Origin of the sequence: Phaeovulum molybdatiresistens, from assembly GCF_023544865.1 — a bacterium.
GTDB lineage: Bacteria > Pseudomonadota > Alphaproteobacteria > Rhodobacterales > Rhodobacteraceae > Pontitalea.
This window is the reverse complement of record NZ_JAMJFX010000031.1, coordinates 1-25929: the sequence shown is the minus strand read 5'-3', so window position 1 is coordinate 25929 and position 25929 is coordinate 1. Positions and strand designations below refer to the sequence as shown.

The window sequence follows — 25929 nt, the reverse complement described above, 5'->3', positions numbered from 1 at the left end:
AGATATTCAGCAATCGACGCCAGAACCACCCGGCACAAGGGATATGCCCTGTCGATCAAGCACCGCAAACGGATCGACTTGCGTCGGGACAACGATCCCCCGGATCGTTGCCTGATCCTCCTCACCTTCGGCTGGGCCACGACCGTCGGTGGCATAGCACAGACCGTCTATCGCGGCCCCGAAAGGGTGCGCTCCCGCTTGATCTTGACGATGGCCGCCAACAACCTCGCCCGACTACCCCGGCCGCTGGCTGCGTGACGATGGCAAACCGCGTCAAACAGGCATGCTTTCTGCGCCAAGGCGCCCGAAGCCAAACCCGGACAGTTGCGCCGAAAGGAAACCATTCTGCATAGCCGACTTCTTCAGCGGCCTGTTAGGTGCGCGAAGCTTATCGCCCATTGTTAAAGCTGAACTACTATCTAATCATCGTATATAGCGCCTCTTTTCATGAGCATAGAAGAAAATATATCCCGATCGGTCTTGCTTAAATTAAGCAAATTTCTTGCCCGTTCTAAGGTAACGGTATCAGACTTATATTCGGGCTCCATGCCCTCAGAGACATTCTTATCTCCAAGGGCGAGATGTTCATCTCGCCTAGGCTCTTGATTGGGAAACTTCAGTGCCGAGTAGTCAAAATTTCCGCTTCGCCATGCCTCTCGCGATGAGGATTCATAATCACCCAATCGTTCGAATGCTTCGCGCGCCGCATTGTGGTTGCCGCCTAAACTATACGCTGTAGCAAGAAGGCGAATGCCTTCAGGACTATCAATCTCTTTGACATATGAAATCGCTTCTGAAATCTGCCCCTCATTGATTGCTGCGCGCGCCAGTAGTGTGCGCCCCCGCTCGGATCGTTTAATGCTCTCACTTAGGATATCCTCTAGCGTGGAGCTGAACCCAAGATCTATGAGACGGTTTGCCAAACTCAACCTCAAATCTTCCGGCAATTCCGCGCTAATGGCCAGTTGCGATTGGGGAAAGTATTCATTTAGAAACAGGTCATCGTCTGGCACCTCGCTGAGCAGTCGAAACAGCTCATGAACAGTTTCGCTACGCAACATCGGATCGAACTCTTGAGGCCACGCTTGAAGCTTGCTGAACGCCATTCCAAACCTGCCAGTAGACCCTAGGCCAAGTATATTGGCGCGAAGAAAGTGGAATTCTTGACTTAGTCCACGGTTCTCATATGCCAAGGCTGCAGCGCTCTGAATCGTTTCATCATCAATAGGCTCACGATTCTTTATGCGCGTTTCAATGTAATAAATAAGGGCTTCGTGTCCACTCTCACGATTTGAGTTTATGATTGTGATAAGCTCATCAGCTGCCTTGGGATCTGATTTGGTGCTCTCTGGGAAACGATAATCAACCAATATGACGCTCTCGTCGAGCGCGCCTGGCACCCTCTTTAACGAACTTCGAATTGAATCCGCCACATCAATCGCGCCCAAACTGAGAAAGCGATCGATGGTTCTGGGGCCGAGGTGAGTGCGAAGATGTGAGGGAAGAGCCGAGAATGCTCGCTTTGCTGCCGCAAAATTAACAGCACCTTCGCTGAGCGGCGCATCAGAAGCAAGCAGCCCCCAGAATGCCGCGTTCGTATTGCAATCTGTCATCTCGGCGAGGTCCGCACCTAACGGGAGTTTGTCGTTATCGACAATAGCTGCCAAGCTTTTGAGAGTAGTAAGCATATTCTCGGAAACCGGCATGCTATCTAAGAGCGCTCTCGCCTCGGCTCCAAAGCCAGAGGCAATATATAACTTTGCCAATTTTTCAACGGCATCCGTAGAAGGTTCGTCAAACTCGCCAAGTAGTTGGCCTCTTGCATAGGAAATCTGATCGAAGATTGGGGTTTCGTCTAGCCAGGTCGAAATGGCAAGATCTTCGTCACTCAAACATCTTGCGCCGAGATGCGATGCTCCGACAATCCTGAGATTATCTCTGTCGATCGCTGTCATTGCCTCCATGGGAAAAATCTGATCTTCGTTCGGAAATAGTTGCGTCAAAGTTTCGGTGTTGGCGTCAAGTTTTTTTTTATTTGTGGTTGCTGGTGATCGCGAAATGGACAGATCCGTTTCGATTAGGCCTTGCGCGGCGGCTCGAGCGATTTGATATCTCAGATTTAATTCTGCATCTTGGAATTTAGTATTGGCGTCAACGCTGGTGGGCATGTTTTCTTCGATTTCCAGTTCTTTTTCCCTTTTTGAAGAGAAAGAGCTTGGTGGCCGCTGGTAGAATGGCGTGAAGACCGCCAGCGGGCCGCCACCGGGGATGTTCGGCCCAAGCTTCCATGAAGGCTTTGAGTGCTTGTCTGCTTTTTCAAAGCCTGTACCGACGTCAAGGACCAGACTACCGTCTTCCAGCGAGAAGTAATTAGCGGAGGTTCCACTTGCTATTTCGATTCGGATAGAAGATCTATCGGCTTCCTCCTGAACGTCTAAAATCCTGGTTCGCGGGATAAAATAAAAAATGTTCTCAATATTTAATTGAATGTCTTTTTGATCAAGTTCAATCTCAACATGATCTTCGCCCTGGGTCACTTCCCAGCGGACATCAGGGGGGAGGTCAAAGACAAGTCGCGAGAATGTCTCGTGATCCCCGGACCTAACGGTAACTTGCTCAGCCCAGGCAGGAGAGACAATAAGGCAAAGTGCAATCAATATCCTTTTCATGCGGCTTCCGATTTTACTGCTTTCAAGGCTTCCTCAAGGCTGGCGAAGCTGGGGCGAATATGGTGTGGTGTGTTTTGGCGTCCCACCTCAATGCAAATGTTTGTAGCGTGGTTGTGAAGGTTGGCGACCAGAACTTCTCGTATCAACTTATAGAAGTGGCTATCCTCGTCTGTCACAGTCTTTAAGCGAGATGCGAAAGGTCCAATGAACCCATACGCGAGGAATACGCCGAGGAATGTGCCAACAAGTGCGCCGCCAATCATCTTTCCGAGAATTTCCGGCGGCTGATCAATAGATCCCATTGTTTTGATGACACCTAGAACTGCTGCCACAATTCCAAGAGCCGGCATCGCGTCTGCGACGGATTGAAGTGCGTGACTGGAGTGCATTGCGTGATGATAATGCGCTTCTAGCTGTTTCTCTAGGATATCTTCGACCTGATGAGGGTCATCGTAATTCATGGAAGCTGAGCGTAACGTGTCGCAGATCAGTTCCACTGCTTCATGATCTCTAGTAATCTTTGGGTATTTACCGAAGATCGAAGATGATTCTGGCGATTCGATGTGCTCTTCAATAGCCACTGGGTTCTGCCGCGCCAACCTGATAAGTTCAAATAGGAGGCAAAGAAGATCTCGATAATCTTCAGATTTCCACTTTGAGCCTTTGAAAACTTTCGCTAAGTCTTTAACAGTGTGTTTTATCGAGGGCAGGTCGTTCGAAAGGATAAATGCACCAGTGGCCGCGCCACCAATCATGATCATTTCGAATGGGAGCGATTTCAAAATGATCCCCATCTTACCGCCGGCTGCTATGTAGCCTCCAAATACCATTGCAAAAATGATGACAATCCCGACCACGCCGATCATTTGATGCCTCCGTGCAGTTCAGATTCATTTCCATTATGTAAGAGGCCAAGCTTTTGCTTAGTTCTTCGGCGCATTTGCGTTGCGTCCGGCAATTATCGCGCTGATTGCATATCCAATCTTGGGTTCAATGCCGGCCAGAATGGCGGCCGCGGAATCAGGTCGCATTCTTGACAGGAAGCCGGCCGCAAATTCTGGTGCCATTTCTTCGAATAGTCGAGACGCTTCTTTTGGCTTCATGTTTTCATAGAGTGTCACGAGTCTGGAAATATCTTCCTCTGCACCGCGATCCGCAATTGCGACAGTTCTTGCCAATTCGTTCTCGGCTTCTATCAGTGCGGCAAGGCGCTGCTCGACACGGTCTTCCACTAGCCGCAAAGCTTGAACCCTGTCTGCCAGTTCACCTTCTCGCTCCAGAATGCGCTTCTCGCGGGAACGTAACTCCTCGAGCAAGGCCATTGCACCGACGTTTGAAGCGCAGACAGTTTCCTGAGAAACCTTCGTTTCTTCCAGATCTAGCGCCAAGGCGCGGCCGGCGCCTTCACCAAGGTGGAGCAATCCGGAAATGAAGAAGAGGGCTGTGATTACCATAAGGGCACCTCGCCCCGGCTTCCTGCGCCCGCCCGGTCTTGCCGGAAACATTTGCCGTGGCCTTTTCATTCAGCGGCCTCCATGTCTTCCGATCTGGCCCTCCGGCGCAAGGGTCTATGGCGTCGGTTTTCGGCGTCCGCGTCGGGCAGATCGTGCAAAGAGGCCAACAGTAGTTCGAGGCGCTGCGCGCCTTGCTCGGCTCGCAGGGTCAATTCCATAAGCTGATCAGCTGAGAGACTTGCGGTCGATTGGGCCCGATTCAGTGCTTTCGTCATTTCATCGACTTGCGCCGAGAGGACCGCGATCGCCCCGCCCATGCCGTTTTCGAGCTGGTTGAACTGACGCAAGCGTCGGGCCAGAACCATACAATAGGCGGCTGCACCGACGGCACCTGCACCTAAGAGAATATCGGCAATTGCACCCATCATAACCCCCTTAATTCAAGACAAATTCCATTACGAGAAGGTCGCGTACGCGCCCCTCACCGGTCACTAGCTGCACGCGGCGCAGCATCTGGGCGCGCAGGCGGACAAGTGTCGTCTGGTCCTCTAGGTCGCGCACATCGACGGCGCGCAGATAGCTGTTTAGGACATCGACAACGCGAGGCTTGAGCAGCTCAACGTCCTTTGCGTAAGGTGCTGCTACTTCCAGTTGACCAGTGAAGCGCAGGTGGCGGCTTGTCCCACCGCGAAGCGAGATCACCATAGGCTCCAAGGCTATGAACGCGATGTCGGGTAACGCATCATGGTTTGCCTGGGCGCCTTGCTGGATTTGGTCCGAAGCGGCGAGAATCAGACCCGAATGAACCGCATAGAAGCCGCCACCACCAAGTAGCAGCATCAGCACAAAGCCAATGATCAAAGGCATCTTCGACTTTTTTTGGGGGACTTCGTCGCCCGATTTTTCCGTATTGGCCATTTGGACACCGTTTTCTTTGGTGACGCAGCTATAACCCCGGACCCACTAACCGATTGTTAAGCGCATTCCGCGAATGTTGCGACAGACGACGGGGCAGAAGCCCACTCAAAGGAGGTGCGTCTTGCAACAATTCACAGCCGTTTGGCATGCATTGGACACGCGTCGACGCCTGGTCGTCGCGGGTGCGACCTTGGCCATGTTTGCAGCGATTCTCGCGCTGTCTTCGGTAGCGTCACGTCCAACGATGGCGCTTCTTTATGCCGGGCTGGAAGGCGCGCGCGCCGGGGAGGTCGTGGCCGCGCTTGAACAGCGCGGTGCAGCCTATGAGGTTCGTGGTGATTCGATCTATGTCGAAGCGCCGCGAAGGGACGAATTGCGGATGACGCTGGCGTCCGAGGGCCTTCCTGCGACCGGGGGGGCTGGATATGAATTGCTTGATTCCCTTTCGGGCTTTGGGACGACGTCGCAAATGTTCGATGCCGCCTATTGGCGCGCGAAAGAGGGTGAACTGGCGCGAACAATCGTATCCAACCCGGCCGTCAAGTCGGCGCGCGTTCACATCGCCAGGCCTTCTGGTCAGGCCTTTCGTAAGGATCATCGCCCGACGGCTTCGGTCTTCGTGACGACGGCCTCTGGCGGTCTTTCGCCGGCCCATGCGAAGGCGTTGAAGTTTCTTGTCGCCTCTGCGGTGGCCGGAATGTCGCCAGACGATGTTTCGGTTATCGATGGTCAAGGCGGGCTGATCGCAACGGGCGATGACACCGGGACAATGGCCGCAGACAGCCGCGCGGCCGAGCTAAAGCGGAATGTGCAACGCTTGCTGGAAGCGCGTGTCGGATATGGCAACGCGGTTGTCGAAGTCGCGCTGGAAACCGTAACCGATCGGGAAGCGATTACCGAGCGGCGCTTCGACCCGGAAGGGCGTGTTGTGATTTCGACCGACACCGAGGAATCTTCGGATAGTGCGAATGACACCAAGCCTGGTGCGGTGACCGTCGCCTCGAACCTGCCGGAGGGTGACGGCGAAGACGGGGGAAAATCGCAGAGCCAGTCGAGCCAGACGCGCGAACGCACCAACTATGAGGTGTCGGAAACCAAGCGCGAAATCCTGAAAGCGCCGGGTGCGGTTAAGCGGATCACGGTTGCCGTGCTTGTCGATGGCATCCAGACCGCAGATGCGAACGGCAATGCCACCTGGGAGCCGCGTCCGGACGCGGAAATGGAAGCGCTGCGCGAACTTGTCGCATCGGCAGTGGGTTTTGACGAGAGCCGCGGTGACGTTATCACCCTTCGCTCCATGCCTTTTGAGCCGATTGCCGACCTTGGCAGCGAGGCGACAACAGCTGGTATCTTCTCGGGCATCGACCTTGACGTGATGTCGATCATCCAGCTTGCGGTGTTGGCGGCAGTCGCACTTGTTCTCGGGCTGTTTGTGATGCGCCCGATCCTGATGCAGACGCCGCAAGTTCGGACTGCCCCTGTGCCGCCGGGCCTGCCCGGTCCTGATTCACCCGGTGAGCCGACCGCCCTGAGCGGCGAGATTGCGGATGGTGCGCTGCCGCCCGGACCAATGACCGTCGTTTCGGATTACGACATCGGTGACATGCCCATGTCCCTTGCCATGGACGGTGGCTTTGGTGTCGACGATGCCCCGGCGGATCCGGTTTCACGCCTGAAACGGCTGATTGAGGAGCGCCAGAGCGAAACGGTCGAAATCCTGCGCAGCTGGATGGAAGAGCAAGAGGAGAGAACCTGATGGCGAGCCGTCTGGAGCTTGAAACCTTTGAACCGGAAGAGCCTGCGCCCGAGAGTTTTGCCCTGGACCCGGCAGAGCTCGAGGAGTTGAAGCTGACCGCCTTCGAACAGGGCTATGCTGCGGGATGGGACGACGCGATCGCTGCGCAGGACGCCGAGGCGGCGAAACTGCGCGCCGAACTCGGGCGCAATCTTCAGGAACTCGCCTTTACCTACCATGAGGCGCGCGGGCATGTCTTGCGGGCGCTGGAACCGCTTCTGCGCGATATGGCAACAAAGGTGCTGCCCGCTCTTGCACGCGACAACACCGCCCGGATCGTCCTGGAACATCTGGTCCCTGTCGCCGAAGAACTGGCATCGGCGCCAGTGAAGGTGGTCGCGCATCCCGCAAGCCTTGCGCAGATCAAGGAACTGCTTTTGCGTGAAGCGGACTTCCCCCTCGACTTCGCAGAGGAGCCCTCCCTGGGTGAGGCGCAAGTTTACCTGCGGTTCCGTGACTCGGAACTGCGCATAGACCTTGACGGGGTGGTCGAGGCCATCCGCGCCGCAATTTCTGCCTATTTCAACTCGAATGATCCAGAGGTGTCCAATGGATGATCTGACCCGCCCCGAGGCGCTGACCGCCAATCCGTTCACTCAGGTTCCGATCGAGATTACCGTTTCGGTCGGCAAGGCCAGGCCAATGGTCCGAGAGCTTTTGCGCATGAAGCGCGATTCGATCCTGCCCCTGGATCGCAAGGTTGACGATCCGGTTGAGCTGTATGTCGGCGACAAACTGATCGCGCGCGGTGAACTGACCGAGATGGAGGGCGATCAGGCCGGCCAGCTTGCAGTTCGCCTGACCGAGATTGCCGATCTTCAGAACGGTTTGTAACCGATGCGGGCCCTGTTCATCGTCGGCCTGCTCTTTTTCGCGAATGCAGCCCAAGCGCAGGATATCACGCTGCAGCTTGGTGGCGGCGAAAGCATCGCCAGCCGTTCCATGTTGATGATTGCAGCGATTACCCTGCTCAGCCTGGCGCCCGGGCTTGCCATCATGGTCACCTGCTTTCCGTTCATCGTGACCGTGCTATCCATCCTGCGCCAGGCGCTGGGATTGCAGCAGTCCCCACCGAACATGCTGATCGTAAGCCTTGCGCTGTTCCTGACCTGGTTCATCATGGAACCCGTCTTTCTGGAAAGCTGGCAGGCCGGCATATCGCCGCTGGTTGAAGGTAGCCTGGACCTTCAGACCGCGTTCTTGCGCGGTATCGCGCCGTTTCGCGACTTCATGGCGTCGCGCACAAACCCCGATACGTTTTCCGCGCTGCTCGCGCTCAAGCCAGAGGCGGAATTCGCCGGATCGCTTCCCGAGGCGCCTCTGTCCATGCTTGTGCCATCGTTCATGCTTTCGGAAATTTCGCGGGCCTTCGAGATCGGATTTCTTGTTTTTCTGCCGTTTCTCATCATCGACCTTGTGGTCTCGGCCGTCCTGATGTCGATGGGGATGATGATGGTGCCACCAGCCATCGTTGCCCTTCCGTTCAAACTTGCCTTCTTTGTCGTCGCGGATGGCTGGGTGCTGATCTCAGGGGCGTTGGTTCGTGGCTACCTTTGATGCCGTCGCACCGGCGCCAAGGGATCCTACCCGCCGGGCGCGCTACCATGGGCTTCGCAAGATTGCCCTGAACCGCAGTGAATGCTAAGCACCCGCAACTGAAAATTGGGAGCCTCTGATGGCCGATCATATTGTGAAAGACCTGTCCCTTGCCGCATTCGGCCGCAAGGAGCTGGACATTGCCGAAACCGAGATGCCGGGCCTGATGGCGCTGCGCGAGGAATATGGCGCCGCGCAGCCGCTGAAAGGCGCCCGTATCGCGGGATCGTTGCACATGACGATCCAGACCGCCGTGCTGATTGAAACGCTCAAGGCATTGGGCGCCGATGTGCGCTGGGCATCGTGCAACATTTTTTCGACGCAGGACCACGCGGCCGCCGCAATCGCCGAAGCCGGCATCCCCGTTTTCGCGGTCAAGGGCGAAACGCTTGAGGAATACTGGGCCTATACCGATCGGATCTTCCAATTCCCGGAAGGCACCGCGAACATGATCCTGGACGATGGCGGCGATGCGACGCTGTACATTTTGCTGGGCGCACGGGTCGAGGCGGGCGAAACGGATCTGATCGCGGTGCCCACCTCGGATGAGGAGGTGTGCCTTTTCAATCAGATCCGAAAGCGCATCGCCGAAACCCCCGGCTGGTTCGCGCGCCAGCGCGAGGCGATCAAGGGCGTCTCGGAAGAGACCACCACAGGTGTGCACAGGCTATACGATCTGCACAAGCGGGGGCTGCTGCCCTTCCCGGCGATCAACGTGAACGATTCCGTCACCAAGTCGAAATTCGACAACAAATACGGCTGCAAGGAAAGCCTTGTGGACGGTATCCGCCGCGCGACGGATACGATGATGGCGGGCAAGGTTGCCGTGGTCTGCGGCTATGGCGATGTGGGCAAGGGCTCGGCCGCCTCGCTGCGTGGCGCAGGCGCGCGCGTGAAGGTCACCGAGGTGGACCCCATCTGCGCGCTTCAGGCCGCGATGGACGGGTTTGAAGTTGTCGTTCTGGAAGATGTCATGCGGGATGCCGACATCTTCATCACCACCACGGGCAACAAGGATGTCATCCGCATCGAGCATATGCGCGAGATGAAGGATATGGCGATTGTCGGCAACATCGGTCATTTCGACAACGAAATCCAGGTGGCCGCCCTTCGGAACCACAAATGGACCAACATCAAGGACCAGGTGGACATGATCGAGATGCCCTCGGGCAATCGCATCATCCTTCTGTCCGAAGGGCGTCTGCTGAACCTGGGCAATGCGACGGGCCATCCGTCCTTCGTGATGTCGGCCAGCTTCACCAACCAGGTTCTGGCGCAGATCGAATTGTGGACCAAGGGCCAGGATTACGCGCCGGGCGTCTACATCCTGCCCAAGGCGTTGGATGAAAAGGTGGCCCGCCTGCATCTGAAGCGCATTGGCGTCAAGCTGACGACGCTGCGCCCCGATCAGGCCGAATACATCGGCGTAACGGTGGATGGGCCGTTCAAGTCCGATCACTACCGCTATTGAACCCCGGGGCCGGGCCAACCTGGCCCGGCCTTTCCGGCTGCGCGCCAAAAGGCCGCGCATATTTCCCTTGGTTGCCGCGTTGCTTTCGCCTTAACCTTGCCTTGGCCGCGCGCGATGCCCGCGGAACATGGCAAAACCCTGGCAGCTGGGAGCACGACATGGGAAAAAGAGAAGAACTGATCGCTAAATATGCGGACGATCTGAAGACCAAATGTGGCATGACGCCGGACATGGATCTGCTCACAAAGGTCACGATTGGCTGCGGCCCTGCGATCTATAATGCCGATTCATCGACCGTTGCCGCCAGCTCGGACAGTGAGCTGGAAACCGTGAAGAACAATTTCCTGATCAAGAAACTGGGCCTGAAGGACGGGCCGGAATTGATGGATGCGATCAACGCCGTGATCGAAACCTACGGCAAGTCAGAGCGGAACAAATACCGCGCAGTCGTTTATTACATGCTGGTCAAGCATTTCGGCAAGGAAGGCGCCTACGCCTGACCATTTGGACAAGGGCGCGCCCTCTGCGCGCCCTTTCACGTTCAGATCATCGCCTTCATCGCCGCGACATGGGATGCCGCCGCGGCCCGGGCGTCCGCCGCAATTGTGGCGATCGCGGTGTCCATGTCCTCGGGCGGGACGATCCGGTCAATCAACCCCCAGGAAAGGGCCTCCGGCGCCTCGATCTTCTGCCCCCCCATCAGGATCAGTTTCGTGCGTGCCGGCCCGATCAGCGCGCTCATCCTGCCGGGGTCCGAGGGTTGCGGCAGAAAGCCGAGCTTCATTACCGGATAAAAGAATTTCGCCGCAGGAACGGCAAGACGCAGGTCGCAGGCCAGCACCATTCCCATCGCCCCGCCCGCAAGCGTGCCATTCAGCGCGGCGATCGTCAGACAGGGAAGCGCCGCGATACGTGCGGACAGCCGTTCCCAGATCCCATCGGTGGCAAGCCCGGCGCGCGCCTCGTCCAGGTCGGCGCCTGCGGAAAAGACCTTGCCTTCGCCGCGCAGGACAAAAACCCGCGCACCTTCATCGGCGGCGCGGGCGGCGATGGCATCGATGTCCGCCAGCATGGCCCGTGTCAGGGAATTGGCTTTTTCCGGCCGGTCGATGGTGACCTGCCACAGCCCGTCTTCTGCTTTCAACCGGATCATCGCGTCCTCCTTGCGCAACTTTCCCCCCTCCTAGCAATGACGCAGGCCCTTGACCATCGGTCGTGCGCGCGGGATGCTGCGCGCGGATTTTTTTGGGGCCGAAAGGGTTAAGGTATGGCTTTGTTGAACAAGCGCGCGGCGGGGTTTCTTGCGGCGACGTTGCTCGGGACGACCGCGCTTCATGCGGATGTCACGGCCGAAGACGTGTGGCAAAGCTGGTCCGAAAGCTACGGGGCGCTTGGCTATGAAATCGTCGTCGGCGCACAGGATCGTTCGGGGGATACGCTGTCGCTGCGCGATGTGGTTCTGACGGCTGACATGCCCGAGGCGCGCACGGTTTTCACCATTCCCGAGCTGCGCCTGCAGGAACAGCGCGGCAAGGTCGCGGTGTCGCTTGCCGACACGATGACCGCCGAGACGACCGCGACGGCCGATGCCGAAAGCGTGACCCTGCGCATGACCATGCGGCAGCGCGATTTTTCCGCGCTGGTGTCAGGGGTGCCGGACAACCTTGCCTATGACATAGATGCGCCCGAAATCGTCGTCGAGATGGATCAGGTGCAGGCTGACGGCCAGGCCGTTCCGGTGACCATGCAAGCGACGGTTGAGGGCAGCAAGGGCACCTATCTGGTCGTCAAGGACGGTGGTCAGAAGATGACCTCGGACATCACCACACAGGGGGTGCGCTTTACGCTGTCTGGCGCGGATCCTGCGGATGGCACGACCTTCACCATGCAGGGCAATCTGGCCGATCTGGCGCTGGCGGGCACAGTTTTCGTGCCTGAGGGTGCCGATGTTCAGACCCCCGAGGCCGCCTTTGACGCCGGAATGAATGTGGAATTCGATGCCGAATACGGCGCAGCCAGCTATGCGATTGACGCGCAAAGCCCCGATGGCCCGATCAAGATCGAATCTTCGGTGGAGTCGGGCGCCTTTGCGATGACCGTAGCACAGGAAAAGCTGGCCTATCGCGCGGCCGGCAAGGGGACCGATCTGGCGATGACGGTGCCGGACCTGCCCTTCCCGGTCAGCCTGCGGCTGGATGAGATGCTGCTCAATTTCGATTTCCCGATGGCCGCAAGCGTGACGGCCATGCCCTTCGCGGCTGCGGTGCGCGTGGTCGGCCTGTCCATTTCCGAAGAGATCTGGGGCATGTTCGACCCTGCGGCGCAGTTGCCGCGCGACCCTGCCACACTGATCGTGGATCTTTCGGGCAAGATCCGGCCGCTGGTTGATCTGCTGTCGGCCGAAGCCGCCGAAGCCTCGGTGCCGCCAGCCGAGATTGAGTCGCTTGACATCAATGAGGTGGAACTGACGTTGGCGGGGGCCGCGTTGACCGGGGCTGGCGCAATGACCTTCGACAATTCCGCGGGGATTCCTATGCCCGTGGGCGCGCTGGACCTGCGTCTTGTGGGGGCGAACGCGCTGATGGACCGGCTTGTTGCGATGGGTCTGATGCCCGAAGATCAGGTCATGTTCGCGCGCATGATGCTGGGCCTTTACGCAGTGCCGTCGGGGGATGACGCGCTGACCTCGAAGATCGAATTCAAGGAAGGCGGGGAAATTCTGGCAAACGGGCAGCGGATTCAGTAATCCGTTCATGCAAGATTGGGCCGCCCGGCGCAGATCCGGGCGGCCTTTTTTATCAGCAGGAGCAGATCCGATGGCCGATGACCGCCTTTCCAGCCTGACCGCGGCCCTTTTGGCCGCCGCCGCCAAGGCCGGCGCCAGCGCCGCCGATGCGATCGCCGTCGATGGTCGATCGGTTTCGATCGACGTTCGGGCGGGCGCGCTTGAACAGGCGGAACGATCCGAAGGCGTTGAAATCGGCCTGCGTGTGTTGATTGGCGGGCGGCAGGCCTGCGTTTCCGCCTCGGACATCTCGGCGCGGACGATTGGCGAAATGGCCGAGCGCGCCGTTGCCATGGCGCGCGAGGCGCCTGAAGACCCGTTTGCCGGGCTTGCAGACCCCGATCAGCTGGCGCAGGGCTGGAACATCGCTGCGCTGGAACTGGAAGACCCTGCCCCCGAACCCGAAGCCGCAGCGCTGGAGGCCGATGCCCGCGCCGCAGAAACCGCCGCGCTGGGCGTGGCCGGGGTGTCCCAGGTGCAATCCGCCTCGGCCAGCTATGCGCGGCGCAGGTTGCATATTGCCGCCTCGAACGGGTTTTCGGGCGGCTATGGGCGCACCTCGCGTTCCGTATCGGCGGTCGCCATTTCCGGGCAAGGCTTGGCGATGGAACGGGACTGGGCCGCGGAATCCCGCGCCTGGTCCGCCGATCTTCCCGATGCGGCCTCGGTCGGTCGACTGGCGGCAGAACGCGCGGTGGAACGGGCAAGTCCCAAGCGTCCGCCCACCGGGGCCTATCCGGTGGTTTTTGACGAACGCATCGCGGCCAGTCTGATCGGCCACCTGCTGGCGGCGGTGAACGGTGGCGCAATCGCGCGCGGCGCTTCGTGGTTGCGCGATGCCCTGGGCGCGCAGGTTCTGCCCGAGGGGCTTTCCCTGATCGAAGAGCCGTATCGCCCCCGGATATCGGGGTCGCGCCCCTTTGACGCCGAAGGGTTGCCGACCCGGCGGCGCGCCATCGTCGAAAATGGGGTGCTGACCGGCTGGACGCTGGATCTGGCCACCGCGCGCAAGCTGGGGATGCAAAGCACCGCCAATGCATCGCGCGGAACATCGGCGCCGCCCTCGCCCGGGGTGGGCAATGTGACGCTGACGCCCGGGCATCTGACCCGTGCCGATCTGCTGCGAGAGATGGGGACCGGCCTTCTGGTGACCTCTTTCATCGGGTCGACCATCAACCCCAATACCGGGGATTATTCGCGCGGGGCGTCGGGGTTCTGGGTGGAAGGCGGGGAAATCCGCCATCCGGTGAACGAATGCACCGTGGCAGGCAACCTGCGCGAGATGCTGCTGCGCCTCACCCCCGCCAATGATGCGCGCCCGCACCTGAGCCACCTTGTCCCCAGCCTGCTGGTCGAAGGGTTGACCCTTGCCGGCCAATGACCTGATCTTGCTGGAACAGGCTGCGCGCGCAGCCGGTGAAATCGCCCTGCGGTTCTGGAAACGGGCGCCCTCATCCTGGGACAAGGGGGGCGGCGCGGGGCCGGTGTCCGAAGCGGATCTGGCGGTCAATGACATGTTGCAGGCCCACCTGCGGGCGGCCCGGCCCGATTACGGCTGGCTGTCGGAAGAAACGGATGATGACCCGGCCCGGCTTGCGGCGCGGCGCTGCTTCATCGTTGATCCGCTGGACGGAACCCGCGCCTTTCTGGCCGGCGAGGCGGCTTTTGCCCATGCCTTGGCGGTGGTCGAAGATGGCCGGCCGATCGCGGGGGTCGTGCATCTGCCGGCGCTGGGCCTGACCTATGCGGCAAGCGCGGGGGGCGTGGCCACGTTGAATGGCAAACCGATCCGGGTGGGCGCGCGCGCGCAGGCGGATGGGGCGCAGATCCTGACGTCGGGGGCCGTGGCGGAACCGCATAATTGGCGCGGGCCGGTTCCGGGTTTCAAGCGGGTGTTCCGCCCGTCGCTTGCCTGGCGGTTCTGCCTGGTGGCCGAGGGGCGCTTTGATGCGGCGCTTTCCCTGCGCCCGGCCTGGGAATGGGACATCGCGGCGGGTGCGCTGATTGCAGAATGTGCCGGGGCGCTGGCCACGGACCGGACAGGCGCGGCCTTCCGCTTCAACAGCGCCCAGCCCGCGGAAAACGGCCTGATCGTTGCCCCGCCGCGCCTGCACGCCGATCTGATCGCGCGTTTGCAGCCCTGGCCGGGCTGAGCGCCGCAGCTTGCCCCTTGCCATGCGCGGCACGGGGGTTATCTGTGACCCCTGAATAATGCTGCGGGGCAAGATGCGGGACAGTGACGAGATTGAAAAAGCGGTAGAGCGTGCGGAGGCCGCGGTGCGTGGCCATATGCCCGATCCGGCGAACCCACGGCTTTTCCGAAGCGCGCTGGGCCGGTTCGCCACCGGCGTCACCGTGGTGACCGCGCGCGAGGCCGATGGCGGTGGCCCGGTGGGGATCACCGCGAACAGCTTTGCCTCGGTTTCGCTGGACCCGCCGCTGGTGCTTTGGTCGGCGGCGCGGTCATCGATGCGGCATGCACATTTTTCAGCAGCCCCCGCCTTTGCGATTCATGTGCTGGCCGCCGGGCAAGCCGATCTGTCGGACCGTTTTACCCGCGATGGATCGCGGTTCGAAGGGCTGGATTACAGCCTGAATGCCGATGGGGTGCCGCTGCTGGAAGGCACGCTGGCACGGTTTGAATGCAGAACCGAGGCGCGCCATGAGGGGGGCGACCACACGATCATCATCGGTCTGGTCACCCGCTTTACCCTGGCCGACGGCGAGCCGCTGGTTTTCGCCCAGGGCCAATATGGCCGTTTCGTTCCGGGCCGCTGATCAGCGCAGCTGCGCGATCTGTTCGGCCAGTAGCGCCACCGCGCGCGATTGCGCACGGGCGATTGCGCCGGGGCCTTCGCCCGCGACGGGAACCGTCAGATCAAAGCGTCGGACGATGTCGCGGCCACCGGAAAGCCCGGCGGGCGATACGAAGTAGACCCCGCTCAGGCGCAGATTGCCATCAGCCTGCGCCAGGATCTGTTCCACCCGCACCTCCAGCCGCCGACTTGGGCCTTCCGCCAGTGGCCAGGGTTCGGCAATGACCGTTGCCCCCGACAGCGCCGTGATCTGGCGTGATAGCGCCAGGGTCATCGCGCGGGCCGGATCATCCGCCCAGATGTTTTCGGGGGTCGATCGCAGCGCGCCATCTTCGGTCTGCCAGGTGATTTCCTGCCCGGCGGCATATTGCGGCAAGGATACCTCACGCAATTCAGTCAACCCAAGGCGATCGGGAAGGCGCTGGCTGGCCGCGGGGGGATCGATCAGATGGCGGCCGGTCTTTTCCGGGTTTGAACAGCCGGCCAGCGCGATCAGGCACAGGAATGAAAGGGATGCGGATTTCATGGGTCTCTCCGGTCAGCGGCCCAGGATGAAGGCGCGGGGGTTGCGTTCGATGGTGCGGGCCAGCGCCCCGAAGGCCGCCGTGGCACGGCGCAATTCGCGCATGGTGTTCAGCACCTCGGCGTTGAAGCTGGACCGTTCCCCGTAAGAGGCAACCAGCGTTTCGGCCTGTGTGATCAGCGATTCAAGCCGCCGTGTCACCTCGGGCAGGCGCGCGGATGCATCGGAAATCGCATTCGCCGCCCCCTCGGCTGCGCCAAGCGCGCTGTTGATGTTGCCGGCCGCGCCCCCTTCGCGCAACTCGCCCAGCAGGGCGGCGGTTTCGGTCAACGTATCCGACAGGGCGCGCGGCAGGCGTTCGGCATCCTCGGACCCAAGCATCGCGCGGATGTCGGTCAGGATACCATCGATATTGGCGCCGATATCGGCCAGGGGCATCTTTGCCGCGGCGGCGGCGGCCTGTTCAAGCGAGACAAGCGTATCGCCAAGGCCCTCGATTTCCGTCATCACTGTATCCGCAGCGGCGCTGACGCGATCCAGCGCGGTCACCGATTTGCCGCCCGCATCCTGACTGTTGAGCGTATTCACCAAGGTGCGCACTTCGCCCAGCGTATTGGCCAGTTCAGCCGGAACCGCGCGGGTGTCTTCGCTTTCGGCCACGGCAGAGATGCTGTCGAGCGTGCGGATCGCACTGGCGAACAGCTCTTCGATCGGCAGGCTGTTGATCCGGGTGAACACACCCTCGGCCGAGGCGGCCAGGTCATTTTCCGCCGCCGGGCCCACCGGGATCGAGGGATAGGGGTCCGCCTCAGGGTTCATTCTGGCCGGGGGCGTTTCGTCAAGGTCGGTCAGTTCCACCACAAGCCGGGTTCCCAGCAAGCCCACCCCCGCAATGCGCGCACGCAGACCGTTTTCCACCTCACCGGCCAGGAATTCGGTCACGATGTCGGCGCCGGTGTCGCGCGCAAGGCCAAGCCGTTCGGGCGAAAGCGCGATGATGATCTGCTGCCGCGCAAAGCGGGTGCCAAGCGTATCGGTGTCAACGCGGATCGAAATATCCACGACTTCGCCCGCCTCGACCCCGCGGAACTGCACCGGGGTGCCGCGTTCCAGGCCGCGCACGGCCTCATCGAACAACAGGGTGAAGCGCACCGCATCGGACAGACCATCGCCAAAAATGGAATCGCGGGCGGCGGTTTCGGTGTCGAACAGGCGGAATTGATGCCCGTTTTCCACAGGCGCCCCGCCCGAGGTGAAGGTGTTGAATTCCACCCCGCCCTGCACCAGCGACGCCAGCGATCGCACATTCAGGCTGACCCCCGCGGCGCCCAGCGAAACCGAGATGCCCGACGTGTCCCAGAAACGGGTCGACGTGGCCAGCCGCTGGTCATGCGGGGCCTTGATGAAGGCATCCACGATGACGCCGGAGTCATTTTCGGCAAGCCGAAGGTTCTGCAACTGGCCCACGGTCAGCCCGCGAAACAGCACAGGTGCGCCTTCGACCAGGCCGCCGGCATCTTCGGCCCGCAATTCGATCCAGGTGCCCTTGGACGGATCAGGCGCCAGGGGCGCGCGATCAAGGCCAATGAACCGTGCCGCCTGTGTGCCGGGGGTGGCATCCCAGAAGCCTTCGATGAAGGTGCCCGACAAGACCGTATCCAGCCGCGAGATGCCCTGGGTCGTGACCTCGGGGCGGACCAGCCAGAATTGGGCCTCGGCATCGATATAGGGGGCGATGTCCTTGTCGACGCGGACCCCGATCCGGACTGCGGTCAGATCATCGGAAAAGCCGATGCTTTCGACCTTGCCGACATCGACCTCGCGAAAGCGCAGGGCGGTTTCCCCAAGGCGGATACCGGTGGCATCGACAAAGTCGATTTCAATCAGCACACCGCGGTCGGCATAGGTTTTCCACGCCACGCCAAGGGTGATGGCCAGGGCCAGCAAGGGCACCAGCCAGATCACGGAAAGCCGGGTCCAGATCGGGTCGGGGGCGACAGAGCGCACCAGGCGGGCGGGTTCGGGCAGGTCAGGCATCGTCACTTGTATCCGGGTCGTCAGGGGGGCCGCGCCAGATCAGCCGCGGATCGAAACTTTGGGCGGCCAGCATGGTGAAGGCAACCGAAAGCGCAAAAGACACCGCCGCCGGACCGGGGTTGATCGCGGCGACAAAGCCCAGTTGCACCAGCGCCGACAGGATAGCCACCACAAAAACGTCGATCATGGACCAACGACCGATGAAATCGACCACCTCGAACAGGATCAGATGCCGGTGCCCACCGGCACGCCGTTCCGTTCCAACGGCCAGGGCAAGATATGCGATGGCCAGGAACTTCCCGATCGGAATCACGATCGAGGCGATGAAGACGATCGCTGCCACACCAAGATTGCCATGCGACACAAGCTCGATCACACCGCCGAGGATGGTGTTTTCCGAACTTCCGGTCAGCACGGATGTGCGCAGCATCGGGTAAAGGTTGGCCGGGATGTAGAAGATGACACCTGCGGCAAGCCAGGCCCAGACCACCTGCAGGCTGGAGGCATCGACCGGCCTGAGCCTTGCTCCGCAGCGCCCGCAATCCAGCGTCCCGGCGGGCCAGACCCGGCCGCAGCTGGTGCAGCCGGTCAGCCCCGCATCATGGGCCGTGCAGATGGCGCTTAGCGCGCGTCGATCGCGTCCCATATCGTCCATTTGCTCATGAAGGCGTTTTTCAGGGCAGTCACGATGATCAGGACGCAAAACGCCCAGAACGCCGGGCCAAAGCCGATGCTGGCAAGCCCCGCCACCTTGACCAGTGCGACCGCGGTTCCGATCACGAATATCTCGGCCATGGACCAGGGTTGCAGCCGTTCCGCCACCCGGAAGGCCTGGGCGGCATGGGGCCAGGCCGGGCGCCCGTTCGCCAGCGGCCACAGCGTGTAGATCAGCGCGGCAAAACGCAGAACCGGCAGGCCCACGATGGTCAGAAGCACCGCAAGCGACAGCGGCGCAAGAATGCCATCGGCAAAGGTCATGGCGGCGGAAAAGACCGAACTGTCATGGCTAAGCCCTTGGGCGGAAATGCGCAGGAAGGGGAAGAAGACGGCCGCAACCATCAGGATCATCGCGGTGAAGGCCAGCGCAACAACATGCAGAAACGACCGGGTCCGCGGCGTCACCAGAAGCGTTCCACAGCGCGCGCAGGCCGCGCGTTCGTTCGGGCCCAGGGGCTCGGCCAGATGCAGGGCATCGCAGCGCGGGCATGCGATAAGCGCTGCAAGATCACGGGGCTGTTCGCGAACGGGTGGCATGCGGCAAAGCATAGCCCGCACATGGCTGGCCGCAAGAGCGCGCAGGAATGCGGTGGATTTTAGGTGTTAAGCGCACGTTAAGGCCGCGGTGGTAGCTCTGGTGCCGGGTGAAGTGAAATGGGTGGTGTGATGGGTACGCGTGACAACGCGGCGCCGGTCATCATCAAGCGCAAAAAGGTCGTCGGCGGCGGCGGGCACCACGGCGGGGCATGGAAGGTTGCCTACGCCGATTTCGTGACCGCCATGATGGCCTTTTTCCTGCTGATGTGGCTGCTGAACGCAACGACGGAAAAACAACGAAAGGGGATTGCGGATTTCTTCAATCCGACGATCCCGATCAACCGCGTCTCGGGTGGCGGTGACGGCGCGCTTGGGGGCGAATCTGTCTTTTCAAAAGATCAGATCGCCCACACTGGAACCGGTGGGACGCCAATGCCCCTGTCAGAAGATGGCGCGGGCCAGGACAGCACCGCCGATGCCGCAAGGGATGCGGAAACCGAGGCGCTGCAACAGGTGCAGCGCGACATCGAAAAGATGTTCACCGGTGTCGGCGGGGAATCGATGGTTTCAACCCTGCTTGCGCGGCACATTGTGACAAAGTTGAACGATGAAGGTCTTATCGTCGAGTTTTTCGACCTGCCGGAGGCCCCCCTGTTCCAAGGCGACACGGCTGAGCCGAACGAGGTGACGCAGCAGATCGCCGCAATGGTGGCGCGCGTCTTCGGCCTGGTTCCCAATGCCGTCGCGATTGGTGGCCACACGCGGTCGTATCCTGACATGCTTCGGGAGAATCCGGTCTGGAATCTGTCCACAGCGCGCGCGCAGAAATTGCGCGAACTTCTGAAGGAAGCGGGTTTTCCGGACGGCCGCGTCCAGCGTGTGACGGGGTTTGCCGACCGCAAGCAGGCAACGGAAAACCCGATGTCGCAGCGCAACAACCGGATCGAAGTGATCCTTCTGCGAAGCAGGCTCTGATGGGAAGTGCCAGGAATTTTACCTGTTAGGGTGATCTTAAGGGATCGTGCTGCATCTTTCCTGTCAATCAAGGGACGCTGCATCAGAAAGGCGCTTTCATGTCCATTTCTTCTTCGCTGAACGCTGGGGTCGCAGGCCTCGCAGCCAATGCTACCCGGCTTGCGACAATTTCCGATAACATCGCCAACTCTGGTACCTATGGCTACAAGCGGGCGGCGGCCGATTTCGAAAGCATGGTCATCAATCAGGCGCGCGGTGCCGGGGTCTATTCCGCTGGCGGGGTCCGTGCACAGACCGTTCGGTTGATCGACGAACGCGGCTCTCTGGTCTCCACCTCGAATGCGCTCGACCTTGCTGTTGCTGGCCGCGGAATGTTGCCGGTCATTCCATCGGTCGCGCTTGACAACAAGATGGGCGCCCAGCCCTTGATGATGACGACCACCGGGGCATTCCGAACCGATGCGAATGGGGTTCTGCGAACGGAATCCGGTCTGGTTTTGCTGGGGTGGCGCGCGACTGCGGACGGCTCGATCCCCGTTCTGCCGCGCGACACGGTCGGCGGGCTTGAGCCTGTCGTCATTAACGCAAACCAGACGGCGGCGGACCCCACGACAACCATGACCCTTGGCGTGAACCTGCCCGCTGTGGATACCGAAGCCGGCGCCGACGGAAGTTCTCTGCCTGTGTCAGTTGAATACTTTGGTAACCTTGGCACATCTGAAACGCTGAACATCACGTTTACGCCCACCGTGCCGGCGTTTGGGTCGTCAAATACCTGGACGATGGTGGTCCGGGATTCGGCCAGCATCGATGATCCGGCAACTCCAGCCTTGGATGAAAGCATCATCGGGGAATATGAGCTGACTTTCGATGCCAGCAGTGCAAATGGCGGTACGCTCGCGTCGGTGACGGTCTTGTCTGGTGGTGCTTATGATAGTGCGACGGGCAACCTTTCGCTGGCGCTCGCCGGTGGCCCTCTGACCGTGAAGATCGGTAAAATTGGTGACATCAACGGTTTGACACAGCTATCAGATAGCTTCGCACCAACATCTATCACCAAGGATGGATCCCCCGTCGGCAACCTTACTGCAGTTGAGGTCGACGAAAACGGGTATGTGCGTGCGACCTACGATACCGGGTTCATCCGGACCGTGTACCAAATCCCGCTGGTCGATGTTCCAAACCCGAATGGGCTAACGACACTGAACAACCAGACGTTCCAGGTTTCGCCGACTTCGGGTTCCTTCTTCCTCTGGGATGCCGGGGACGGCCCGACCGGTGCCGTAGTCGGTTATGCGCGTGAAGGTTCGACTACGGACGTTGCCGCAGAACTGACGAACCTTATTCAGACACAGCGCGCCTATTCGTCGAACGCCAAAGTGATCCAGACCGTTGATGAGATGCTCCAGGAGACCACGAACATAAAACGCTAATCGATTTGCAACAATCCTGAGAGCGGAGGCTGAAACATGAGTATCACGGGTGCGCTGAATAATGCCCTGTCCGGACTTGCGGCAAGCGCTCGCAGTGCCGAGTTGGTGGCATCAAATACCGCCAACGTGATGACGGCTGGCTATGCGCCTCGTGCGCGTTCTTTGACGGCTTCGTCACTTGGCGGCGACGGGGGTGGGGTGCGCATTCTGGGTACGGCGCGACTTGTCAACGAAGCTGTCATCGCGGATCGGCGCCTCGCGGATGCTGAGGTTGGGCATGCCAAGCAGATTACAGAGTTTTTTGCATCATTTGAGAGCCGCATCGGTTTGCCTGGCGAGGAAGGTTCTCTGTCAGCACGGCTAGCGTCTCTGGAAGGCTCATTGATCGAGGCGGCAAGCCGCCCCGACAGTGAGGCGAGATTATTGAATGTTCTTGATGCTATGACGGGTGTTGCGTCGAAGCTGAACGCCCTTTCAAGAGAGGTCCAAGCTTCACGTCTGGAAGCGGATACAGACATCGAAAGGCAAGTGTCGTTCCTCAATGACAGCCTTGCAAAAATCGATGACCTTAACAGCGATATACTAGCGCAGCGCATTGTTGGCCGCGACGCGTCAGCACTGATGGATCAGAGGCAAGCGCTCGTCGACAAGATTTCAGAAATTGTGCCTCTGCGGCAAATCAATCGCGAATATGGTCAAATTTCTCTTTTCTCGACAGGCGGAGCCACTCTCTTAGATGGAAGCCCTGCCGAAATTGGGTTCACAAAAGTGCCAGCGATCGACGCAAGCATGGCTTGGTCAAACGGCGCTCTGTCTGGCTTAACGCTGAATTCCTTGCCAATTCTCGGCCTGGAGGCGGGCATTCTTGGGGGGGGCTCCCTTGGTGCAAGCTTTTCCGTGCGAGATGATTTGGCTCCGAGAATACAAGAAAACCTGGATGCATTCGCCCGCGATCTTATATCTCGCTTTTCAAACCCAACCGTTGATCATACTTTGTCATTAGGGTCTCCTGGGCTTTTCACAGATAATGGCGGCGCTTTTGATCCATCGTTTGAAAAGGGTCTGGCTGGTCGGATCTCCGTGAACGAATTAGCTAAACCCGAAAATGGAGGTTCGCTTTGGCGCATTCGCGACGGCATTGGAGCGAATTCTCCGGGTCCCGTCGGAGACGCAAGCCTGCTGCTTTCAATGTCGTCTGTTCTTTCTGAAGCACAAATCCCGGTGTCAGGAAACTTTTATGGTGCGTCGCGTAGTCCAGCTGGACTTGCCGCAGACATTCTCTCGCAGGTATCTACCTCCAGAATATCGGCTGAGGTCCAGCAATCTTATACGGTCGCAAAGCAACAAGCGCTTGTGGAAACAGAGCTTTCAAACGGTGTTGATACTGATCGAGAAATGCAAAATCTTTTGCAGATCGAAAAAGCTTATGCCGCAAATGCACGGGTCATTCAAGCGGTTGATGCGATGATTCGCGCGATTTTGGAGATTTGATTTGAATTATGCGTCCTTGGGTGATTTGGCAAAAGGCTATAACCTGCGCCGCCATAATGCCGCCCTTAAGGGAGTCATCTCCAGCCTCTCTAGAGAGTTAAGCGCAGGAGTTAAATCCGACATCGGGTCTGCGCTCAAAGGGGATTTGGCAAGAATTGCCAATCTTGAGCACTCATTGACTTCTATAGAGTCTTTCGTATTTGCCGCGAATGAAGCGCAGCAGTTTGTGGATTCTATGCAATCGTCTTTGGGCGCGCTGCAATCCCTCATGTCCGATATTATTCCCGCGCTGATTTCAACGCCGACGTCTTCCTCCACCGTCATAGATGCCGCGTCTGTCGGATCAGAAGCTATCTTCGCAGATGCAATATCTATTCTCAACACTTCGATTTCTGGGCGTTACATTTTTTCTGGCATTTCACCAACAACTCCCCCCCTGGAAAAATTCGACGTAATTTTCGCATCTTTGAAAAGCGAAGTGTCTGGAATAACTGACCTCGAGCATTTCGTAAGTGCTGTTAGTCAGTGGTTTGATGCGCCAGAAGGGGGAGGTGGCTACATGGATATCGCATATCGAGGTGGAGAGTCGCTTAAGCCATTCGCCGCCGGTGCGGGTGAGAGAATCTCAATCGACTTGACGGCCGCAAGCCCAAAACTGCGAAAAGCTTTAAGTGGCCTTGCTATTGCTGCTCTTGTTTCGGAAGGTGCCTTTGAAAATGATCCTGGAACACAATCTAAGCTACTGCAAATCGCTGGAGAGAAGCTGGCGGGCTCAGAGGCGGATATCATTGGAATTCGATCGGAAGTCGGAGTATCTGCGGCTACGCTCCACCGAACTCTCACACGCAATTTATCGGAAAGGAGTGGCCTAGAGTTGGCGCGTGGGGCTTTAATTTCAGTTGACCCATATGAAGTGACCACGGCGTTGCAGTCTGCCCAGGTGCAACTTGAATCCGTGTACGCGCTAACTTCTCGGCTTTCGCGCCTCTCGCTTTTGGAGTTCTTGAGATGAAGAAGATAATTTTGATTGTCGCTTTGATTGTTCCGACATTTCTATATTCTTCACCGGTAAGAATAAAGGACTTGGTTGAGTTTGATGGTGTGCGTGGAAATGATCTCATTGGATACGGACTGGTTGTTGGGCTAAATGGAACAGGCGATGGCATAAGGAATACACCTTTTACTGAAGAACTGATGACCAATGTTCTAGAGAGACTTGGCGTGAATGTTTCCGGTGAACAGTTTCGTCCGAAAAACGTGGCCTCTGTCATGATCACGGCGACCCTACCTCCATTTTCGCGCGCGGGAAGCAAAATCGATGTGACCGTCTCAGCGATTGGCGATGCAAAAAGCCTGCTGGGTGGAACTCTCATAATGACGCCCCTCAACGCCGCCGATGGAGAAGTCTATGCGGTGGCGCAAGGTTCTATAATAGCAGGGGGCGCATCGGCAGAAGGGCAAGCTGCATGGGTTTCTCAAGGAGTGCCCACAGCGGGGATCATTCCCTCCGGGGCGAGAGTGGAGAGAGAGATTTCCTTTGATCTTGCGAGTTTGAAACAGATCCGATTGGCGTTGAGAGTCCCAGATTTTACTACCGCAGGAAGGATTGAAGATGCGATAAATGAATCGTTTGGAAAGCGCATCGCTTTGATGGAAGATTCCGGAACTGTATCGTTGAATGTGCAAGAGGCAACGGTACGATCCACCGCACACCTATTAGGAAAAATCGAGAATATTGAAGTTACGCCAGAACGCAAGGCGCGAGTGGTTGTAGATCAGAGATCAGGAACAATTGTTATCGGTGAGGACGTAAGAATTTCTCGTGTGGCTGTCAGTCAAGGCAGCCTGACCTTGAGTGTGGCAGAGGCCCCAATTGTTCTGCAGCCCAACCCCTTTTCGAATGGTGAAACGTTCGTGGTGCCCAGGTCGGACATCCAGATGGAAGAAGGTAGAGAAATTAAAATTATCGAAATAAGAGAGAGCACAACTTTGTCGCAAGTGGTTTCTGGATTAAACTCTCTTGGCGTCAGCCCGCGTGATATGATTGAAATACTAAAGAGCGTAAACTCTGCGGGCGCACTTCATGCAGAATTTTTGGTGCATTAGCTTCGAAGTAGTGTGGAATTTTTTCTATCCAACTGTGTCGGTCAGAGAGCCGGTACTACCCATTTCTGGCGGTTTTTGAAAAACGCGTTCGCGATGGTGACAAGCTTTCTGGAGACTGTGCCGAATTTTGTGCCTGACGCGTTGTGTTAGGCCATTGGGAAGCGGTCTTCGAGCATGATTGCGAGCTGGCTTCTGACTGCGTGCCATTCGAGAACCGAACGCTTCCACTCGGTCGATGTAGCATTGAGTGCGAGATAGATCAATTTCGCCGCTGCGTCGTCGCTTGGGAAATGGCCTCGGGTTCTGACGGTAATCCTCCCCGTTTTAGCGGGGCGCGACCGTAGAACTCACGCGGCCATTTTCAGCTTCATGGCGGGTGTGACGCCGCCGATGCCCATGTTGGGGCGTTCGTTGTTGTAGGTCCATAGCCATTCGGTGGCGATCCGCTGCACCTCATCGATGGTTTCAAAGATGTAGAGGTCCAGCCATTCATGCCGGACCGTCCGGTTGTAGCGCTTCTTCTGTGGTTGCGGCTCTGTTGCACAAAACCCGTGGGGGATTCATCTCGTGAATCCAGTGTGGTAGCTGGAGGGCATGAGCAGACCC

At 58.9% G+C, this 25929-nt stretch carries 25 protein-coding genes and 3 pseudogenes; 16 read left to right on the top strand and 12 right to left on the bottom strand.

Annotated elements, in window-relative coordinates; genetic code table 11:
- Nucleotides 1-258: pseudogene (locus tag MXB90_RS15640) on the top strand (IS5/IS1182 family transposase); the annotation flags it as partial.
- A gap of 161 nt (nucleotides 259-419) precedes the next feature.
- Here the strand turns inward: MXB90_RS15640 and MXB90_RS15635 are convergent.
- The 5 genes from MXB90_RS15635 to MXB90_RS15615 form a co-directional block, all read right to left on the bottom strand.
- Nucleotides 420-2669: a hypothetical protein gene (locus MXB90_RS15635; protein WP_250046359.1), complete on the bottom strand. Its 2250-nt coding sequence runs from the start codon at nucleotides 2667-2669 to the stop codon at nucleotides 420-422.
- A complete protein-coding gene (gene motA, locus MXB90_RS15630; protein ID WP_250046358.1) occupies nucleotides 2666-3535 on the bottom strand; it encodes a flagellar motor stator protein MotA in 870 nt (289 codons plus the stop codon). Before motA ends, MXB90_RS15635 begins: the two co-directional genes overlap by 4 nt.
- Nucleotides 3536-3592: 57 nt before the next feature.
- On the bottom strand, nucleotides 3593-4123 hold the full coding sequence (locus MXB90_RS15625; protein WP_250046357.1) for a MotE family protein: 531 nt from the start codon (nucleotides 4121-4123) through the stop codon (nucleotides 3593-3595).
- A 65-nt stretch (nucleotides 4124-4188) separates the two neighbouring features.
- Nucleotides 4189-4548 carry a hypothetical protein gene (locus MXB90_RS15620; protein WP_250046356.1) on the bottom strand — a complete coding sequence of 120 codons (360 nt, stop codon included), beginning with the start codon at nucleotides 4546-4548 and terminating at the stop codon, nucleotides 4189-4191.
- A gap of 10 nt (nucleotides 4549-4558) precedes the next feature.
- The gene (locus tag MXB90_RS15615; protein ID WP_250046355.1) at nucleotides 4559-5041 is read right to left on the bottom strand and encodes a flagellar basal body-associated FliL family protein; all 483 of its coding nucleotides are present in this window, start codon (nucleotides 5039-5041) and stop codon (nucleotides 4559-4561) included.
- 73 nt (nucleotides 5042-5114) lie between these two features.
- On the opposite strand from MXB90_RS15615, the gene fliF reads away from it, so the two are divergent.
- From fliF to MXB90_RS15585, 6 genes are all read left to right on the top strand, one after another.
- Nucleotides 5115-6797, top strand: coding sequence for a flagellar basal-body MS-ring/collar protein FliF (gene fliF, locus MXB90_RS15610; protein WP_462982315.1), 1683 nt, complete (start codon nucleotides 5115-5117; stop codon nucleotides 6795-6797).
- Nucleotides 6797-7393 carry a FliH/SctL family protein gene (locus MXB90_RS15605; protein WP_250046353.1) on the top strand — a complete coding sequence of 199 codons (597 nt, stop codon included), beginning with the start codon at nucleotides 6797-6799 and terminating at the stop codon, nucleotides 7391-7393. The genes fliF and MXB90_RS15605 overlap by 1 nt, the downstream gene beginning before the upstream one ends.
- Nucleotides 7386-7670, top strand: coding sequence for a FliM/FliN family flagellar motor switch protein (locus MXB90_RS15600; RefSeq protein ID WP_250046352.1), 285 nt, complete (start codon nucleotides 7386-7388; stop codon nucleotides 7668-7670). Before MXB90_RS15605 ends, MXB90_RS15600 begins: the two co-directional genes overlap by 8 nt.
- 3 nt (nucleotides 7671-7673) lie before the next feature.
- Nucleotides 7674-8393, top strand: coding sequence for a flagellar type III secretion system pore protein FliP (fliP, locus tag MXB90_RS15595; RefSeq protein ID WP_250046351.1), 720 nt, complete (start codon nucleotides 7674-7676; stop codon nucleotides 8391-8393).
- A 118-nt stretch (nucleotides 8394-8511) separates the two neighbouring features.
- A complete protein-coding gene (ahcY, locus tag MXB90_RS15590; RefSeq protein WP_250046350.1) occupies nucleotides 8512-9903 on the top strand; it encodes an adenosylhomocysteinase in 1392 nt (463 codons plus the stop codon).
- Nucleotides 9904-10061: 158 nt separating this feature from the next.
- Complete coding sequence (locus tag MXB90_RS15585) at nucleotides 10062-10403, top strand: DUF2853 family protein (RefSeq protein ID WP_250046361.1); 342 nt, start codon at nucleotides 10062-10064, stop codon at nucleotides 10401-10403.
- A gap of 41 nt (nucleotides 10404-10444) precedes the next feature.
- Here MXB90_RS15585 and MXB90_RS15580 read toward each other — a convergent pair whose 3' ends face one another.
- Nucleotides 10445-11056, bottom strand: a complete 612-nt coding sequence (locus MXB90_RS15580) for an enoyl-CoA hydratase/isomerase family protein (protein ID WP_250046349.1) — start codon at nucleotides 11054-11056, stop codon at nucleotides 10445-10447.
- A 114-nt stretch (nucleotides 11057-11170) separates the two neighbouring features.
- Between MXB90_RS15580 and MXB90_RS15575 the strand changes: the two genes are divergently transcribed.
- The 4 genes from MXB90_RS15575 to MXB90_RS15560 all read left to right on the top strand — a co-directional run bounded on the left by MXB90_RS15575 (nucleotide 11171) and on the right by MXB90_RS15560 (nucleotide 15466).
- Nucleotides 11171-12649: a DUF2125 domain-containing protein gene (locus tag MXB90_RS15575; protein ID WP_250046348.1), complete on the top strand. Its 1479-nt coding sequence runs from the start codon at nucleotides 11171-11173 to the stop codon at nucleotides 12647-12649.
- A gap of 70 nt (nucleotides 12650-12719) precedes the next feature.
- A complete protein-coding gene (locus tag MXB90_RS15570) occupies nucleotides 12720-14069 on the top strand; it encodes a TldD/PmbA family protein (RefSeq protein ID WP_250046347.1) in 1350 nt (449 codons plus the stop codon).
- On the top strand, nucleotides 14056-14841 hold the full coding sequence (locus MXB90_RS15565; RefSeq protein ID WP_250046346.1) for a 3'(2'),5'-bisphosphate nucleotidase CysQ: 786 nt from the start codon (nucleotides 14056-14058) through the stop codon (nucleotides 14839-14841). The genes MXB90_RS15570 and MXB90_RS15565 overlap by 14 nt, the downstream gene beginning before the upstream one ends.
- Nucleotides 14842-14977: 136 nt before the next feature.
- On the top strand, nucleotides 14978-15466 hold the full coding sequence (locus MXB90_RS15560) for a flavin reductase family protein (protein ID WP_250046360.1): 489 nt from the start codon (nucleotides 14978-14980) through the stop codon (nucleotides 15464-15466).
- Here MXB90_RS15560 and MXB90_RS15555 read toward each other — a convergent pair whose 3' ends face one another.
- The 4 genes from MXB90_RS15555 to MXB90_RS15540 are packed head-to-tail and all read right to left on the bottom strand — an operon-like array spanning nucleotide 15467 to nucleotide 19318.
- Nucleotides 15467-16030 (bottom strand): PqiC family protein, encoded by a 564-nt coding sequence (locus tag MXB90_RS15555; RefSeq protein ID WP_250046345.1) that lies wholly within the window; start codon nucleotides 16028-16030, stop codon nucleotides 15467-15469.
- A 12-nt stretch (nucleotides 16031-16042) separates the two neighbouring features.
- Nucleotides 16043-18064: a PqiB family protein gene (locus MXB90_RS15550; protein WP_250046344.1), complete on the bottom strand. Its 2022-nt coding sequence runs from the start codon at nucleotides 18062-18064 to the stop codon at nucleotides 16043-16045.
- The gene (locus MXB90_RS15545; RefSeq protein WP_250046343.1) at nucleotides 18057-18719 is read right to left on the bottom strand and encodes a paraquat-inducible protein A; all 663 of its coding nucleotides are present in this window, start codon (nucleotides 18717-18719) and stop codon (nucleotides 18057-18059) included. Before MXB90_RS15545 ends, MXB90_RS15550 begins: the two co-directional genes overlap by 8 nt.
- Nucleotides 18686-19318 carry a paraquat-inducible protein A gene (locus MXB90_RS15540; protein ID WP_250046342.1) on the bottom strand — a complete coding sequence of 211 codons (633 nt, stop codon included), beginning with the start codon at nucleotides 19316-19318 and terminating at the stop codon, nucleotides 18686-18688. The genes MXB90_RS15545 and MXB90_RS15540 overlap by 34 nt, the downstream gene beginning before the upstream one ends.
- A gap of 129 nt (nucleotides 19319-19447) precedes the next feature.
- Here MXB90_RS15540 and MXB90_RS15535 point away from each other — a divergent pair, with 129 nt between their 5' ends.
- The 5 genes from MXB90_RS15535 (at nucleotide 19448) to MXB90_RS15515 (ending at nucleotide 25323) form a co-directional block, all read left to right on the top strand.
- Nucleotides 19448-20293, top strand: coding sequence for a flagellar motor protein MotB (locus MXB90_RS15535; RefSeq protein ID WP_250046341.1), 846 nt, complete (start codon nucleotides 19448-19450; stop codon nucleotides 20291-20293).
- A 98-nt stretch (nucleotides 20294-20391) separates the two neighbouring features.
- Complete coding sequence (locus MXB90_RS15530) at nucleotides 20392-21726, top strand: flagellar hook protein FlgE (protein ID WP_250046340.1); 1335 nt, start codon at nucleotides 20392-20394, stop codon at nucleotides 21724-21726.
- A gap of 36 nt (nucleotides 21727-21762) precedes the next feature.
- A complete protein-coding gene (flgK, locus tag MXB90_RS15525; protein WP_250046339.1) occupies nucleotides 21763-23217 on the top strand; it encodes a flagellar hook-associated protein FlgK in 1455 nt (484 codons plus the stop codon).
- A 16-nt stretch (nucleotides 23218-23233) separates the two neighbouring features.
- Entirely contained in the window at nucleotides 23234-24229 is a 996-nt protein-coding gene (locus MXB90_RS15520; RefSeq protein WP_250046338.1) for a flagellin, read from the top strand.
- Nucleotides 24226-25323, top strand: coding sequence for a flagellar basal body P-ring protein FlgI (locus MXB90_RS15515; RefSeq protein ID WP_250046337.1), 1098 nt, complete (start codon nucleotides 24226-24228; stop codon nucleotides 25321-25323). Before MXB90_RS15520 ends, MXB90_RS15515 begins: the two co-directional genes overlap by 4 nt.
- A 146-nt stretch (nucleotides 25324-25469) precedes the next feature.
- On the opposite strand, the pseudogene MXB90_RS17875 reads toward MXB90_RS15515, so the two are convergent.
- Nucleotides 25470-25640 (bottom strand): annotated as a pseudogene (locus MXB90_RS17875) (IS256 family transposase); the annotation flags it as partial.
- 30 nt (nucleotides 25641-25670) lie between these two features.
- Nucleotides 25671-25841, bottom strand: a pseudogene (locus tag MXB90_RS15510) (integrase core domain-containing protein); the annotation flags it as partial.
- Nucleotides 25842-25929 lie beyond the last annotated feature (88 nt).

What these genes read in the sequence shown, in the direction of transcription:
- MXB90_RS15545 (WP_250046343.1), bottom strand. Translation starts at nt 18,719, where the DNA reads ATGGACGATATGGGACGCGATCGACGCGCGCTAAGCGCCATCTGCACG.
- MXB90_RS15605 (WP_250046353.1), top strand. Translation starts at nt 6,797, where the DNA reads ATGGCGAGCCGTCTGGAGCTTGAAACCTTTGAACCGGAAGAGCCTGCG.
- MXB90_RS15635 (WP_250046359.1), bottom strand. Translation starts at nt 2,669, where the DNA reads ATGAAAAGGATATTGATTGCACTTTGCCTTATTGTCTCTCCTGCCTGG.
- fliF (WP_462982315.1), top strand. Translation starts at nt 5,115, where the DNA reads ATGTTGCGACAGACGACGGGGCAGAAGCCCACTCAAAGGAGGTGCGTC.
- MXB90_RS15550 (WP_250046344.1), bottom strand. Translation starts at nt 18,064, where the DNA reads ATGCCTGACCTGCCCGAACCCGCCCGCCTGGTGCGCTCTGTCGCCCCC.
- MXB90_RS15585 (WP_250046361.1), top strand. Translation starts at nt 10,062, where the DNA reads ATGGGAAAAAGAGAAGAACTGATCGCTAAATATGCGGACGATCTGAAG.
- MXB90_RS15560 (WP_250046360.1), top strand. Translation starts at nt 14,978, where the DNA reads ATGCCCGATCCGGCGAACCCACGGCTTTTCCGAAGCGCGCTGGGCCGG.
- MXB90_RS15535 (WP_250046341.1), top strand. Translation starts at nt 19,448, where the DNA reads ATGGGTACGCGTGACAACGCGGCGCCGGTCATCATCAAGCGCAAAAAG.
- MXB90_RS15575 (WP_250046348.1), top strand. Translation starts at nt 11,171, where the DNA reads ATGGCTTTGTTGAACAAGCGCGCGGCGGGGTTTCTTGCGGCGACGTTG.
- MXB90_RS15555 (WP_250046345.1), bottom strand. Translation starts at nt 16,030, where the DNA reads ATGAAATCCGCATCCCTTTCATTCCTGTGCCTGATCGCGCTGGCCGGC.
- MXB90_RS15570 (WP_250046347.1), top strand. Translation starts at nt 12,720, where the DNA reads ATGGCCGATGACCGCCTTTCCAGCCTGACCGCGGCCCTTTTGGCCGCC.
- ahcY (WP_250046350.1), top strand. Translation starts at nt 8,512, where the DNA reads ATGGCCGATCATATTGTGAAAGACCTGTCCCTTGCCGCATTCGGCCGC.
- motA (WP_250046358.1), bottom strand. Translation starts at nt 3,535, where the DNA reads ATGATCGGCGTGGTCGGGATTGTCATCATTTTTGCAATGGTATTTGGA.
- flgK (WP_250046339.1), top strand. Translation starts at nt 21,763, where the DNA reads ATGAGTATCACGGGTGCGCTGAATAATGCCCTGTCCGGACTTGCGGCA.
- MXB90_RS15600 (WP_250046352.1), top strand. Translation starts at nt 7,386, where the DNA reads ATGGATGATCTGACCCGCCCCGAGGCGCTGACCGCCAATCCGTTCACT.
- MXB90_RS15625 (WP_250046357.1), bottom strand. Translation starts at nt 4,123, where the DNA reads ATGGTAATCACAGCCCTCTTCTTCATTTCCGGATTGCTCCACCTTGGT.
- MXB90_RS15620 (WP_250046356.1), bottom strand. Translation starts at nt 4,548, where the DNA reads ATGGGTGCAATTGCCGATATTCTCTTAGGTGCAGGTGCCGTCGGTGCA.
- MXB90_RS15540 (WP_250046342.1), bottom strand. Translation starts at nt 19,318, where the DNA reads ATGCCACCCGTTCGCGAACAGCCCCGTGATCTTGCAGCGCTTATCGCA.
- MXB90_RS15580 (WP_250046349.1), bottom strand. Translation starts at nt 11,056, where the DNA reads ATGATCCGGTTGAAAGCAGAAGACGGGCTGTGGCAGGTCACCATCGAC.
- fliP (WP_250046351.1), top strand. Translation starts at nt 7,674, where the DNA reads ATGCGGGCCCTGTTCATCGTCGGCCTGCTCTTTTTCGCGAATGCAGCC.
- MXB90_RS15530 (WP_250046340.1), top strand. Translation starts at nt 20,392, where the DNA reads ATGTCCATTTCTTCTTCGCTGAACGCTGGGGTCGCAGGCCTCGCAGCC.
- MXB90_RS15515 (WP_250046337.1), top strand. Translation starts at nt 24,226, where the DNA reads ATGAAGAAGATAATTTTGATTGTCGCTTTGATTGTTCCGACATTTCTA.
- MXB90_RS15615 (WP_250046355.1), bottom strand. Translation starts at nt 5,041, where the DNA reads ATGGCCAATACGGAAAAATCGGGCGACGAAGTCCCCCAAAAAAAGTCG.